The organism is Streptomyces sp. LaPpAH-108, from assembly GCF_000373625.1.
Lineage (GTDB): Bacteria > Actinomycetota > Actinomycetes > Streptomycetales > Streptomycetaceae > Streptomyces.
Window position 1 is genome coordinate 823,583 of record NZ_KB891988.1, and the last position, 12,801, is coordinate 836,383.

Annotated in this window: 15 protein-coding genes; 11 read left to right on the forward strand and 4 right to left on the reverse strand. The window is 73.5% G+C overall.

Features of this window, described 5'->3' with window-relative positions:
- Nucleotides 1-103 precede the first annotated feature (103 nt).
- The 3 genes from B079_RS0109850 (at nucleotide 104) to B079_RS0109860 (ending at nucleotide 2,715) form a co-directional block, all read left to right on the forward strand.
- Complete coding sequence (locus B079_RS0109850; protein ID WP_018545626.1) at nucleotides 104-1,069, forward strand: ATP-binding cassette domain-containing protein; 966 nt, start codon at nucleotides 104-106, stop codon at nucleotides 1,067-1,069.
- A 121-nt stretch (nucleotides 1,070-1,190) separates the two neighbouring features.
- On the forward strand, nucleotides 1,191-2,012 hold the full coding sequence (locus B079_RS0109855; protein WP_018545627.1) for an ABC transporter permease: 822 nt from the start codon (nucleotides 1,191-1,193) through the stop codon (nucleotides 2,010-2,012).
- Between the two features lie 34 nt (nucleotides 2,013-2,046).
- The gene (locus B079_RS0109860) at nucleotides 2,047-2,715 is read left to right on the forward strand and encodes a hypothetical protein (protein WP_026248530.1); all 669 of its coding nucleotides are present in this window, start codon (nucleotides 2,047-2,049) and stop codon (nucleotides 2,713-2,715) included.
- Between the two features lie 73 nt (nucleotides 2,716-2,788).
- On the opposite strand, the gene ybaK is transcribed toward B079_RS0109860, so the two are convergent.
- The 4 genes from ybaK to B079_RS0109880 all read right to left on the reverse strand — a co-directional run bounded on the left by ybaK (nucleotide 2,789) and on the right by B079_RS0109880 (nucleotide 6,890).
- Entirely contained in the window at nucleotides 2,789-3,289 is a 501-nt protein-coding gene (gene ybaK / locus B079_RS0109865) for a Cys-tRNA(Pro) deacylase (protein ID WP_018545629.1), read from the reverse strand.
- 23 nt (nucleotides 3,290-3,312) lie between these two features.
- Nucleotides 3,313-4,050 carry an LON peptidase substrate-binding domain-containing protein gene (locus B079_RS0109870; RefSeq protein WP_018545630.1) on the reverse strand — a complete coding sequence of 246 codons (738 nt, stop codon included), beginning with the start codon at nucleotides 4,048-4,050 and terminating at the stop codon, nucleotides 3,313-3,315.
- Nucleotides 4,051-4,061: 11 nt separating this feature from the next.
- Entirely contained in the window at nucleotides 4,062-5,114 is a 1,053-nt protein-coding gene (locus tag B079_RS0109875) for a hypothetical protein (protein WP_018545631.1), read from the reverse strand.
- 198 nt (nucleotides 5,115-5,312) lie between these two features.
- Nucleotides 5,313-6,890 (reverse strand): hypothetical protein, encoded by a 1,578-nt coding sequence (locus tag B079_RS0109880; RefSeq protein WP_026248531.1) that lies wholly within the window; start codon nucleotides 6,888-6,890, stop codon nucleotides 5,313-5,315.
- Nucleotides 6,891-7,068: 178 nt separating this feature from the next.
- Between B079_RS0109880 and hisD the strand changes: the two genes are divergently transcribed.
- From hisD to hisF, 8 genes are read left to right on the forward strand one after another with little or no spacing between them, the layout of a single operon-like run.
- On the forward strand, nucleotides 7,069-8,394 hold the full coding sequence (hisD, locus tag B079_RS0109885) for a histidinol dehydrogenase (RefSeq protein ID WP_018545633.1): 1,326 nt from the start codon (nucleotides 7,069-7,071) through the stop codon (nucleotides 8,392-8,394).
- Nucleotides 8,391-9,497, forward strand: coding sequence for a histidinol-phosphate transaminase (locus B079_RS0109890; protein ID WP_018545634.1), 1,107 nt, complete (start codon nucleotides 8,391-8,393; stop codon nucleotides 9,495-9,497). The genes hisD and B079_RS0109890 overlap by 4 nt, the downstream gene beginning before the upstream one ends.
- On the forward strand, nucleotides 9,494-10,087 hold the full coding sequence (gene hisB / locus B079_RS0109895) for an imidazoleglycerol-phosphate dehydratase HisB (RefSeq protein WP_026248532.1): 594 nt from the start codon (nucleotides 9,494-9,496) through the stop codon (nucleotides 10,085-10,087). Before B079_RS0109890 ends, hisB begins: the two co-directional genes overlap by 4 nt.
- A 4-nt stretch (nucleotides 10,088-10,091) precedes the next feature.
- Complete coding sequence (locus B079_RS35490) at nucleotides 10,092-10,256, forward strand: hypothetical protein (protein ID WP_018545636.1); 165 nt, start codon at nucleotides 10,092-10,094, stop codon at nucleotides 10,254-10,256.
- Nucleotides 10,253-10,894, forward strand: coding sequence for an imidazole glycerol phosphate synthase subunit HisH (hisH, locus tag B079_RS0109905; protein ID WP_026248533.1), 642 nt, complete (start codon nucleotides 10,253-10,255; stop codon nucleotides 10,892-10,894). The genes B079_RS35490 and hisH overlap by 4 nt, the downstream gene beginning before the upstream one ends.
- A gap of 4 nt (nucleotides 10,895-10,898) precedes the next feature.
- The gene (gene priA / locus B079_RS0109910; RefSeq protein ID WP_018545638.1) at nucleotides 10,899-11,624 is read left to right on the forward strand and encodes a bifunctional 1-(5-phosphoribosyl)-5-((5-phosphoribosylamino)methylideneamino)imidazole-4-carboxamide isomerase/phosphoribosylanthranilate isomerase PriA; all 726 of its coding nucleotides are present in this window, start codon (nucleotides 10,899-10,901) and stop codon (nucleotides 11,622-11,624) included.
- Nucleotides 11,621-12,016: a RidA family protein gene (locus tag B079_RS0109915; protein ID WP_026248534.1), complete on the forward strand. Its 396-nt coding sequence runs from the start codon at nucleotides 11,621-11,623 to the stop codon at nucleotides 12,014-12,016. The genes priA and B079_RS0109915 overlap by 4 nt, the downstream gene beginning before the upstream one ends.
- Nucleotides 12,013-12,768, forward strand: coding sequence for an imidazole glycerol phosphate synthase subunit HisF (gene hisF / locus B079_RS0109920; RefSeq protein WP_018545640.1), 756 nt, complete (start codon nucleotides 12,013-12,015; stop codon nucleotides 12,766-12,768). Before B079_RS0109915 ends, hisF begins: the two co-directional genes overlap by 4 nt.
- Nucleotides 12,769-12,801 lie beyond the last annotated feature (33 nt).

The window sequence follows — 12,801 nt, forward strand, 5'->3', positions numbered from 1 at the left end:
AGATGAGGTGCCCCAAAGACGAGTAAAGGGTCCGCACCCCGTACGCTCCTCCCTTGTGAGGACGCGCGCGGGACAGGCACTTCGGTACGGCGAGGCCGTACGCGTGCGCGGGCTCTGCAAGACCTACCCGCCCGTCAAGGGACGGCGCGGAGCCCCCGGCACGCCCGAGGTACGGGCCACCGACCAGGTGGACCTCCAGGTGCGCGGCGGCGAGGTCTTCGGGCTGCTCGGCCCGAACGGCGCGGGCAAGTCCACCCTCGTACGCCAGCTCACCGGGCTGCTGCGCCCCGACTCCGGCAGCGTCGAGATCCTCGGCCACGACATCGTGCGCCACCCCGAGCGGGCCGCCCGCATCCTCGCCTACCTCGGCCAGGAGTCCTCCGCCCTGGACGAGCTGACCGTCGCCCTCGCCGTCGAGACCACCGCGCGGCTGCGCGGCCTGGACGCACGGCGGGCGCGGGAGGAGCGGGACGCCGTCCTGGACGAGCTGGAACTCGGTCCGCTCGCCGGGCGCCCGCTGACCAGGCTGTCCGGCGGACAGCGGCGGCTCGCCTGTGTGGCCGCCGCGCTCGTCGGGGACCGCCCGCTGCTCGTCCTGGACGAACCCACCACCGGCATGGACCCGGTGGCCCGGCGCGCGGTCTGGACGGCCGTGGACCGGCGGCGGGCCGAGCACGGCACGACCGTGCTGCTCGTCACCCACAACGTCATCGAGGCCGAGACCGTCCTGGACCGGGTCGCCGTGCTCGACCGGGGCCGGGTGATCGCCTGCGACACCCCGTCCGGGCTCAAGGAACGCGTCTCCGGCGAGGTGCGGGTGGAGCTGGTGTGGCGCGAGCGGGCACCCCTGGAGGTGCCCGAGGTCGCCGTGCTGCGCGAGCGGGCCACCGAGTCGGGCCGTCGCTGGACCCTCCGGCTCGCCCCCGAGGAGGCGCGGGCCGCCGTCGCCACCGTCACCGGCGGGGCCGCCTTCGCCGCGCTGGACGACTTCACGCTGGCCACCCCCAGCCTGGAGGACGTCTACCTGGCGCTCGGCGGCGCGGCCCGGCAGGGGCTGGTGAAGGGATGAGCGAGGGCCCGGCCGTGACCCCGCTGAGCGCGGAACCCGCCGCATCCGTATGGTCCCAGTGGACGCCGTGGTCCCTGGAGGACGGCGCCCCCGCCGCCGTCGGGAAGAGGAGCAGCTCGTCGTGAGTGTCGTACCCGCGGAGGTCCGGCCCAGTGCCGTGCGGACCGTGCCCGAGCAGGCCCGGGGCGCGGTCGAACTGGGCCCGCCCGCGCAGTTCGGACCGTCGCTGGCCGCCGTCTACCGCGCACAGCTCTCCCGCGCTCGGGTGGCGCGCATCCCGCTGCTGTTCGTGGCGGTCTTCCAGTCCGTCGGCATCGCCGTGATGATGCGCGGGGTCGTCGACGGCGGCCCCGAGGCGTGGTCGGTGGTGGCCGGTTCGTCCGTGCTGGTCGTCGCCTATGTGGCGCTGAACCTGCTCTCGCAGTACTTCGGCCAGCTGCGCGCGAGCGGCGGTCTCGACCACTACGCCACCCTGCCGGTGCCGCCCGCCGCCGTGGTGCTGGGCGCGGCAGCCGCGTACGCCTCCTTCACCGTGCCCGGCACGCTGGTCACCGCGCTCTTCGGCTGCGCGCTGTTCGGGCTGCCGGTCTCCAACATCTGGGTCCTGCTGGCGGTGATCCCGCTCGCCGGGGCCGCGCTCTCCGGCGTCGGCGCCGCCTGCGGACTGCTCGCCCCGCGCCCCGAACTGGCCACCCTGCTCGGCCAGCTGGGCATGTCGGCGGCGCTGCTGCTCGGCGTGCTGCCCGCCGACCGGATGCCCGGGATCGTGCGGCTGGCCCGCGATCTGCTGCCCTCGACCTACGGCGTCGAGGCGTACGCCCGCACCTTCGGTCCGCACCCCGACTGGGCCGTCGTCCTCGCTGACCTGGGGGTGTGCGCGGGCGTCGGGGTGATCTCCCTCGCGGTGGCCACCCGGGCCTATCGCCGGGCCGCCGTCCGGTGACGCGGCGCACAGCACGACCTGGCACGATGTCAGGGTGACCGCACCGCTGACTCCCCCTCCGCCGCCGCACGAAGACTCCGCGCACCCGGTCCGGCAGGGACCGCCCGATGGTGAGCCGGCCGCGGAACGGTACGAACAGGACGGCCCCGGAATGAAGACCGAAGTGCGGGAGGCCGCCGTGATCGCGGCGGTGGTGGCGCTGAGCGGGGTGCTGCTCGGTGTGCTGTGGTGGCAGCTGGCCCCGCAGGTGCCGCTCGTCGGCGACTCGGCGGACCACAGCTGGGTGGTGTACCTCAAGGACAGCGAGGGCGAGCAGGCGGTCGGGGTGGACGGCACGTTCACCCTGCTGGGCCTCGCCTTCGGTGTCCTCAGTGCGCTCGGGGTGTTCCTGGTGCGCAGGCGCGGGGGCGTGCCGCTCGCGGTGGGCCTCGGTGTGGGCGGGCTGCTGGCCTCGCTGCTGGCCTGGCGGCTCGGGGTGTGGCTCGGACCGGGGCAGGACGTCATCGCCCGCGCGAAGGCGGTGGGCGCCGGGGTCACCTTCGCGGCCCCGCTGCGGCTGGGGGCCAAGGGCGCCCTGCTGGCCTGGCCGTTCGCCGCGCTGCTCGTCCATCTGGGGCTGACGGCGCTCTTCGGGCCGCGCGATCCGGAGGAGCACGAGGACTTCGGCCGGCCGGGTGACTATGGGCCGCAGCAGCAGCAGTAGGGCAAAGCCGCCGCAGCGGTAGGGCGGAAGCGCGTACCGAGGGCCCCGGAGCCGGGGCCCTCTCGCATGTCCGCTAAGCGCGGGCGATCGGCGCCAGCACCGCCGAGGTCAGCTCGGCCAGCGCGGTGGGCGCGAGTTCCACCTCCAGGCCCCGGCGCCCCGCCGAGACACAGATCGTGGCGTGGTCCTTCGCCGAGGCGTCCAGGACCGTGGGCAGCCGCTTGCGCTGGCCCAGCGGGGAGATGCCGCCCCGGACATAGCCGGTCGTGCGCTCCGCGAGGGCGGGGTCGGCCATCGCGGCCCGCTTGCCGCCCACCGCCGACGCCAGCGCCTTGAGATCGAGGGAGCCGGAGACGGGGACCACGGCCACCGTCAGCGCGCCGTCCACCTCGGCCACCAGCGTCTTGAAGACGCGCTCGGGGGAGACGCCCATCGCCTCGGCCGCCTCCTCGCCGTAGGAGGGGTGGGCGGGGTCGTGCTCGTAGGCGTGGACCGTGTGGTCGACGCCCGCCGAGGTGAGCGCCACCGTCGCCGGAGTGCCGCCGGACTGCTGCTTCTTGGACTTCTTCGCCATCGGGGGTTCGGCCTCGGTTCGGGTCAGTTCAGGCTGGTGCGCGCCCGGGTCAGTTCGAACGCGGGCAGCGACGGCAGGCTACGGATGATGGCGGTCTCCGAGCGAAGGAGTTTCAGCTCGTCCCGCAGCCGGGAGGCGGTGTCGGGCGCCTGGAGGAGCCGCTGCTTGGTCGGGGTGTCCAGGACCATGGCCGCCGCGACCAGATAGGAGGCCACATTGGGGTCGTCCGGCAGCTCGGCATCCGCCAGGGAGTGCTCGGCGGCGCCCGCCAGCCGCTTCTGGTAGCGCAGGAAGGAGTCGAGGACGCCCTCCGCGAGCGCGCCCGCCTCGTCGCCGGGCTCCTCCGTCAGCTCCTCGACCTCGGCCGTCAGGAAGGCGCCCGAGGAGTCCACCGACAGCAGCCGCACCCGCCGGGTGCCGGTCGCCAGCACCTCGAAGGTGCCGTTCTCCCGCTCCCGCACGGTCGCCGCGTCCGCCACACAGCCGATCCGGTGCACCGCCTTGAGGGGCTCGGGGCCGAAGCCCGCGGCCGGGCCCTGGTCGGGCAGCGCGGTCGGGTCCGGCATCCCCGGGAGGCTCGGCGCCACCTCGTGGCCGTCCCGGATGGCCGCGACGACGAACCGGCGCGGCTCCTCCTCCGGGGTCTTCAGCAGCTCGCGCATCATGGCGCGATACCGCTCCTCGAAGACGGTCAGCGGCAGCACGAGACCCGGGAACAGCACCGTGTTCAGCGGGAAGAGGGGCAGGCGGGCGATGGTCACGACGCCCCAGCCTAATGGTCATGGCCGCCGCCGGACCCCTGCCGCCCGCCGTCAGGGCGCCGGGGTGTCGGGATCAGCCCCGCGAGTGCGGTGCCCCGGCCCCCGGAGAGCAGCGCCGCGCGCACCCGCAGGAAGTGGCCGAGAGGGTCGTCGGAGACCAGGGTCCAGGGGAACGAGGTGGCGTACGGGCCGATCAGGGCGGCCTGGTCGCGGGCCTCGTCCCAGCGCTCCAGGCGCAGCAGCACGTAGAGCAGCTTGTTGCGGACCTCGGCGGGCCACGGATCGGCCGCCGGGAAGCGCCCGGAGAGGTCCGCCGCGCGGTCGGCGGCCCCGTCCAGGCGGGACCGCGCCACCTCGGGGCCGCACAGGTCCGTGAGATAGCCGAAGGCGGCCCGCGCGGGCAGCGCCTGTACGAGCGAGTCGGCGGGCGCGTCCTGCGCCGCCCGCTCGGCGAAGTCGAAGCACTCGCGGTGCGAGCCGTGCCAGAAGGTGCCCAGATAGCGCAGCGCGGCCACATGACAGCCGTAGTGGTGCGGGGCCCGGCGTACGGCCGCCTCCCACAGCTCCTCGAAGTAGCGGTGTCCGGCCTTCGAGCCGCGCGCGTGATCCAGGGCGATCCGCCAGGGCACCGGGTCGCGGTCGTCGGCGCGGGCGGCGGCCGTGATCAGCGGGCTCACCGCGCGCAGCAGCTCGGCCCGGGCGGGGGAGGGCCAGACGCGGTCCACCGCCAGCTGGGCCGACACGAGCAGCGCGCCGGGGTCGTCCGGGGCGGCCGTACGCCAGGCGTCGAACCACTCGGGGCGCGCGTGGGCGAAGGCGGCCAGGCGCCGCGCGTAGCCGTCCCGGTCCTCCCAGCGGGCCGCCGCGCGGGTGGCGGCGAGCAGGGCGGCGGCGGGTTCGTACGCACCGCGCGCGGCGGCGACGAGCACGGGGGAGAGGCGGTCGTCCGGCGCGTCGAGGACGGCGTCGTCGGCGGCCGGGGTGGGGTCGGCCAGGCGCGCGGCGCGTCGTGTCTTCCGGGTGGGGCGGAGGAACGCGGGCAGTGGAACCATGGTGTCGACCATTGAAAGTCCGCAGGTCGCGGCTGCGCCAGAGGGTTGGGGCAAGTCGTGGAAGGTTGTATCACGTAAGGTCAAGAGCCGGTAAAAAGGTGACTTCTGCGGTCTTGTCGGGAGCCCGCTGAAATGTCGGCTCCCCTCGGCTCCCCTCGGCTCCCCTCGGCTTCCCGCGCCGCGCCGCACCCGCCCCCGCCGTCCCGTCGCTCACCCCCGTCTCAGCAGCCTCGTCGCTCCCGCCGCCACCGCCGTCGCCAGCACCCAGCCGAGCAGGATCAGCGCCGCCACCAGCCACGGCCAGGCCCCGCGCAGCCGCCACTGGCCCGCCATGCCCAGGTCCACCACCGGCAGCAGCAGATCCAGGGTGAACAGCGCCGGGCTCCAGGCGGGATGCGTGTCCGGGTCCGTCGGATGATGCCCCGCGTGCCGGAACGCCAGCGTGCCCGCCGCCCACAGCACCGCCATCCACACCGCCGCGCGCCCCGGCCGGTAGCCGTACGCCACCGCCCAGTCCTGCGCGTACCCCCATAGCTTGGCCGCCAGCGGCAGCGTCTCGCGGCGTCGGCGCTGCTTGGCGAGCAGCACCTCGCGGGCGTCCTCGTCCTCCCCGGCCGCCCGCAGCACGGCCGCAAGCCGCTCGTACGGCTCCGGGTGGTACTCGGCGGTCGCCGCCGCCACCCAGTCCAGGCGCCGGGTCAGCGGGAACGGCCCCCTCGGCACCAGGTTCTCGTACGCGAAGCCGCCCATCTGGAGGTTGCCCGGCTCCGGCCAGCTGCCCGCGTGGTCCACCAGGTTCACGATCCGGGCACCGGAGAGCACCACCCGCCCGCGCGGCGGACGGTCCCCGAGGAAGCGCAGCTCGGGCGTCTGCACCCGGCGCAGCGACACCTCCTGGTCGTCGCCGAGCACGAACCGGGCCCGCTCCAGGTCCACCGCGTCCCCGAACCGCCCGTCGTCCAGGCGCACCCCGCCCCGGCACTCGAAGGGCCGCACCCGTGTCCCGCGCGCGGGCGTGGTCCCGCTCAGCAGCGGGCTGCCCACCCCGGCCGGGGTCATGTACAGCGTGCGGCCCACGGTGAGCTGCGGGGCGTTCAGCGCGCGCCGCGCGTACGGGTTGACCAGCCGGGCCCCGCGCAGGCTCAGCGACACCCCGACCGTCGCACCGCGCAGGCTCAGCTCGCCGTACGACTCCAGCATCTCGGCCTGGAGGTCCTGGCCCACGCTCATGCCGTCCCCGGCGAGGGAGCGTCCGCTGCGGTCCCGGTGCGCGACCGCCTGGTTGAGCAGCAGATCGGTGCCGATCTGGGCGTCGGTCAGCCGCACGCCCTCACGGAAGCGGCAGCGCGGCAGATGGAGATCGCCCTCGGTGTGCACCCGGGCCGCCTCCAGACGCGGCACCGCGCAGTCCACCAGGCGCAGCGTCGTGAAGTGCGCCTCCGGCATCCGGACCTCGTCGTCGAACCGGCAGCCGCGCAGCTCCACGTACGGCGTCACGGTGCCGCCCGCCACCTCCAGCGTGCCGGTGATCCGCACCCCGCTCAGCTTCAGCGCGGAGACCCGGCCCGCGAGCGCGGGCGGCCCGTCCAGCAGCAGCCAGGACACGATCCGCGCCCGCACACTGCGTCCAGGCCCCCACAGATAGTCGCCGTGCGGATCGTCCACGGCGGCGTCCCCGCAGGTCAGGTCGTACGTACTGCCGTCGCGGAACGCCTGCCACATGCCCGCCTCGGCGGGCGTCAGGTCCTCCGGCGGGCCCCCGGTGCCCTGTCCGGACCCATCGGTCACAGCGGCCCCCTCTTCGTCCTCGGCCACCCGTACGCCGCTGATGCCCGCCCGGTGACCTCCGCAACACACCACGTGACGACGTTCCGGCCACGCTCTGTACCCCCGGTTGTCCCACGAGTCGTATCAGCCACTGATACGCGCGGACGGCCCGCTGCGGCGGTCTGAGAGAATTGGGACTGTGATCTCCCGAATCGATCTGCGCGGCGACGCCCTCCCCGAGGGCCCCGCCCTGCGCGACCTGCTGCCCCGAGCCGACTTCGACGTCTCGGCCGCCCTGGAGAAGGTGCGTCCGATCTGCGAGGCCGTGCATCATCGTGGCGACGCGGCACTGATCGACTTCGCGGAGAGGTTCGACGGAGTACGGCTGGAATCCGTCCGTGTCCCGGCCCAGGCGCTCACCGACGCGCTCGACGCCCTCGACCCGGCCGTGCGCGCCGCGCTGGAGGAGTCCATCCGCCGCGCCCGCCTGGTCCACCGCGCCCAGCGCCGCACCGACCACACCACCCAGGTCGTGCCCGGCGGCACCGTGACCGAGAAGTGGGTGCCCGTCGACCGGGTCGGGCTCTACGCGCCCGGCGGCCGCTCGGTCTACCCCTCCTCCGTGATCATGAACGTGGTGCCCGCGCAGGAGGCCGGGGTCGAGTCCATCGCGCTCGCCTCCCCGGCGCAGGCCGCGTTCGGCGGCCTCCCGCACCCGACGATCCTCGCCGCCTGCGCCCTGCTCGGCGTGGACGAGGTATACGCGGCCGGTGGCGCCACCGCCGTCGCGATGTTCGCCTACGGCACCGAGTCCTGCCCGCCCGCCACCATGGTCACCGGCCCCGGCAACATCTGGGTCGCCGCCGCCAAGCGCTTCTTCACCGGCCGGATCGGCATCGACGCCGAGGCGGGCCCGACCGAGATCGCGGTTCTCGCCGACGAGACGGCCGACCCGGTGCACGTCGCCTCCGACCTGATCAGCCAGGCCGAGCACGACCCGCTGGCCGCCGCCGTCCTCGTCACCGACTCGGTGGAGCTGGCCGACGCGGTCGAGGCCGAGCTGAAGACCCAGGTCGCCGCCACCAAGCACATCGACGACCGGATCGTCCCCGCGCTGAACGGGCAGCAGTCCGCGATCGTCCTCGTGGACGGCGTGGAGGAGGGCCTGCGGGTGGTCGACGCGTACGGCGCCGAGCACCTGGAGATCCAGACCCGCGACGCCGCCGCCGTCGCCGACCGCGTGCGCAACGCGGGCGCCGTCTTCATCGGCCCCTGGGCCCCGGTCTCCCTCGGGGACTACGCGGCCGGGTCCAACCACGTGCTGCCCACCGGCGGTTGCGCCTGCCACTCCTCGGGCCTGTCCGTGCAGTCCTTCCTGCGCGGCATCCACATCGTGGACTACACGAAGGACGCCCTGGCCGAGGTCGCCCACCACGTGGTGACGCTCGCGGAGGCCGAGGACCTGCCCGCGCACGGCGCGGCGGTCAAGGCGAGGTTCGGCTGGAAGGTACCGGAGACCAAGTGACCGGCATCGACGATCTCCCCGTCCGGGACGAGCTGCGCGGCAAGTCCCCCTACGGTGCGCCCCAGTTGGACGTCCCCGTCCGGCTGAACACCAACGAGAACCCCTACCCCCTGCCCGAACCGCTCGTCGAGCGGATCGCGGAGCGGGTGCGCGAGGCCGCCCGGAACCTGAACCGCTACCCCGACCGGGACGCGGTCCAGCTGCGCACCGAACTGGCCAAGTACCTCACCAAGACCGGGCATCACGACCTCGGCGTCGAGAACGTCTGGGCGGCCAACGGCTCCAACGAGGTCATCCAGCAGCTCCTCCAGACCTTCGGCGGGCCCGGCCGCACCGCGATCGGCTTCGAGCCGTCGTACTCCATGCACGCGCTCATCGCGCGCGGCACCGGCACCGGGTGGATCTCCGGGCCGCGCGGCGAGGACTTCACCATCGACCTCGCGGCGGCCGAGCGCGCCATCGCCGAGCACAAGCCCGACGTCGTGTTCATCACCACCCCCAACAACCCCACGGGCAACGCCGTTCCGCCCGAGACGGTCCTCGCGCTGTACGAGGCCGCGCAGGCGGCGAAGCCGTCCATGGTGGTCGTGGACGAGGCGTACATCGAGTTCAGCCACGGCGACTCGCTGCTGCCGCTCCTCGAAGGCCGCCCGAACCTGGTGATCTCGCGGACCATGTCCAAGGCGTTCGGCGCCGCCGGGCTGCGCCTCGGCTATCTCGCCGCCGACCCGGCCGTGGTGGACGCCGTCCAGCTGGTCCGGCTGCCGTACCACCTGTCGGCCGTCACCCAGGCGACCGCGCTCGCCGCCCTGGAACACACCGACACCCTGCTCGGCTATGTCGAGCAGCTGAAGACCGAGCGGGACCGCCTGGTCACCGAACTGCGCGCCATCGGTTACGACGTGACCGAGTCCGACGCCAACTTCGTGCAGTTCGGCCGCTTCACGGACACCCAGGCCGCCTGGCGCCGCATCCTCGACTACGGCGTCCTCGTCCGGGACAACGGCGTCCCCGGACGGCTGCGGGTGTCGGCCGGCACCCCCGAAGAGAACGACGCGTTCCTCGACGCGGTACGCGAGCTGAAGAAGGAGCTAGACGCATGAGCCGGACAGGCCGCGTGCAGCGCACCACCAAGGAGACCTCGGTCCTCGTCGAGATCGACCTCGACGGCACCGGCAAGACCGACATCGCCACCGGCGTCGGCTTCTACGACCACATGCTCGACCAGCTCGGCCGCCACGGTCTGTTCGACCTCACCGTGAAGACCGACGGCGACCTGCACATCGACACCCACCACACCATCGAGGACACCGCCCTCGCGCTCGGCGCCGCCTTCAAGCAGGCGCTCGGCGACAAGGTGGGCATCTACCGCTTCGGCAACTGCACGGTCCCGCTGGACGAATCCCTCGCCCAGGTCACCGTCGACCTCTCGGGCCGCCCCTACCTCGTGCACACCGAGCCCGAGAAGATGGCCCCGATGATCGGCGAGTACGACACGACGATGACCCGGCACATCCTGGAGTCCTTCGTCGCCCAGGCGCAGATCGCGCTGCACGTGCACGTGCCGTACGGGCGCAACGCACACCACATCGTGGAGTGCCAGTTCAAGGCCCTGGCCCGCGCCCTGCGCTACGCCAGCGAGCGCGACCCGCGCGCGGCCGGCATCCTCCCCTCCACGAAGGGCGCGCTGTAACCCCATGACCGGACTGTCCACCCTGCTGATCGTCGTCGGCCTCTTCCTGGTCGGCGGCATCATCTCCTTCGTCAAGCAGAAGATGCCGACCAGCCTGATCGTGCTGGTCTCCATCGGCGCGGCCATGTGCCTGGTCGCGGGCGTCATGCGGCTGGGGGTGTGGAGTTGAGCGACCCGAAGAAGGTCGTGGTCTTCGACTACGGCTTCGGCAACGTCCGCTCCGCCGAGCGCGCGCTGGCCCGCGTCGGCGCCGACGTCGAGATCACCCGTGACTTCGACCGGGCGATGAACGCCGACGGCCTGCTCGTGCCGGGCGTCGGCGCGTTCGCCGCCTGCATGGAGGGCCTGCGCGCGGCCCGCGGCGACTGGGTGATCGACCGCCGTCTGGCCGGTGGCCGCCCGGTGCTCGGCATCTGCGTCGGCATGCAGATCCTGTTCGCCCGGGGCATCGAGCACGGCGTCGAGACCGAGGGCCTGGACGAGTGGCCCGGCACGGTCGGCCCGCTCAAGGCCGACGTCGTCCCGCACATGGGCTGGAACACCGTCGACGCCCCCGCCGACTCGCGGCTCTTCGCGGGCCTCGACCCGGCGGACCGCTTCTACTTCGTGCACTCCTACGCCGTGCAGGACTGGGAGTTCGAGCAGCTCAACGCGGCCATGACCCCGCCCGCGGTGACCTGGTCGACCTACGGCGGCCCGTTCGTGGCCGCCGTGGAGAACGGCGCGCTCGCCGCCACCCAGTTCCACCCCGAGAAGTCCGGCGACGCCGGTGCCCAGCTCCTCACCAACTGGATCGGAACCCTCTAAGACCATGGCCAAGCTCGAACTGCTCCCCGCCGTCGACGTCCGCGACGGCCAGGCCGTACGCCTCGTGCACGGCGAGTCCGGCACCGAGACCTCCTACGGCTCTCCGCTGGAGGCCGCCCTCGCCTGGCAGCGCGCGGGTGCGGAGTGGCTGCATCTGGTCGACCTGGACGCCGCGTTCGGCACCGGGGACAACCGGGCCCTGATCGCCGAGGTCGCGCAGGCCATGGACATCAAGGTGGAGCTGTCCGGCGGCATCCGCGACGACGACACCCTCGCCGCCGCCCTCGCCACCGGCTGCACCCGCGTCAACCTCGGCACCGCCGCCCTGGAGACCCCCGAGTGGGTCGCCAAGGTCATCGCCGAGCACGGCGACAAGATCGCGGTGGGCCTGGACGTGCGCGGCACCACCCTGCGCGGCCGGGGCTGGACCCGCGACGGCGGCGACCTCTACGAGACGCTCGCCCGCCTGGACAAGGAGGGCTGCGCCCGCTACGTCGTCACCGACATCGCCAAGGACGGCACCCTCCAGGGCCCCAACCTGGAGCTGCTGAGGAACGTCTGCGCGGCCACCGACCGCCCGGTCGTCGCCTCCGGCGGCGTCTCCTCGCTGGACGACCTGCGCGCCATCGCGGACCTCGTGCCGCTCGGCGTCGAGGGCTCCATCGTGGGCAAGGCGCTGTACGCCAAGGCCTTCACCCTGGAAGAGGCTCTGGCGGCGGTGGCCCGGTGAGTGACGTACGCCGTGTGAACACCGGCGCGCCCTGGGAGGAGCAGTTCGGCTACTCCCGCGCGGTGGAGCTGCCCAACGGCCTGGTCCTCGTCTCGGGCTGCACCTCCATCGTGGACGGGCAGATCGCCGGGGGCGGCCCGTACGAGCAGGCCGTCAACGCCTTCAACGTCGCGCTCGGCGCGCTGGAGCAGGTGGGCCTCGGGCGCGACGACGTGGTGCGCACCCGTATGTACATCACCCATGCCCGGGACGTGGACGATGTGGGACGCGCCCACAAGGAGCTGTTCGACTCCGTCCGGCCCGCCGCAACCATGATCATCGTCTCCGGTTTCGTGGACCCCAGCCTGGTCGTCGAGATCGAGGTGGAGGCGTTCCGAGGAGTGTCCGCATGAGCCTGGCCGTACGCGTGATCCCCTGCCTGGACGTGGACAACGGCCGGGTCGTCAAGGGCGTCAACTTCCAGAACCTGCGCGACGCGGGCGACCCGGTGGAGATGGCCAAGGTCTACGACGCCGAGGGCGCCGACGAGCTGACCTTCCTGGACATCACCGCCTCCTCCGGCGACCGGGAGACCACCTACGACGTGGTGCGCCGCACCGCCGAGCAGGTCTTCATCCCGCTCACCGTCGGGGGCGGCGTCCGCACCGCCGAGGACGTGGACAAGCTGCTGCGCGCGGGCGCGGACAAGGTGGGCGTCAACACGGCCGCCATCGCCCGGCCCGACCTCATCCGCGAGATCGCGGAGCGGTTCGGCCGCCAGGTGCTGGTCCTCTCGGTGGACGCCCGCCGCACGCCGTCCGGCTCCTTCGAGGTCACCACCCACGGTGGCCGCAAGGGCACCGGCATCGACGCGGTCGAGTGGGCGCACCGGGCCGCCGAGCTGGGCGCGGGCGAGATCCTGCTCAACTCGATGGACGCGGACGGCACGAAGGACGGCTACGACATCGAGATGCTGGCCGCCGTCCGCAAGCACGTCTCCGTGCCGGTGATCGCCTCGGGCGGCGCGGGCGCGCTGGAGCACTTCTCCCCGGCGGTCGAGGCGGGCGCGGACGCGGTCCTCGCGGCCTCGGTCTTCCACTTCGGGGACCTGCGGATCGGCGATGTGAAGCGGACGCTGCGGGAGGCGGGGCACCCCGTCAGGTAAGGGGCGCGCCCGTCCGGTGATTCCATCGGCTGT

Bases quoted from the DNA above. Each gene is read 5' to 3' on its own strand.
- ybaK (WP_018545629.1), bottom strand. From the start codon at position 3,289: ATGGCGAAGAAGTCCAAGAAGCAGCAGTCCGGCGGCACTCCGGCGACG.
- B079_RS0109875 (WP_018545631.1), bottom strand. From the start codon at position 5,114: ATGGTCGACACCATGGTTCCACTGCCCGCGTTCCTCCGCCCCACCCGG.
- hisB (WP_026248532.1), top strand. From the start codon at position 9,494: ATGAGCCGGACAGGCCGCGTGCAGCGCACCACCAAGGAGACCTCGGTC.
- B079_RS35490 (WP_018545636.1), top strand. From the start codon at position 10,092: ATGACCGGACTGTCCACCCTGCTGATCGTCGTCGGCCTCTTCCTGGTC.
- priA (WP_018545638.1), top strand. From the start codon at position 10,899: ATGGCCAAGCTCGAACTGCTCCCCGCCGTCGACGTCCGCGACGGCCAG.
- hisF (WP_018545640.1), top strand. From the start codon at position 12,013: ATGAGCCTGGCCGTACGCGTGATCCCCTGCCTGGACGTGGACAACGGC.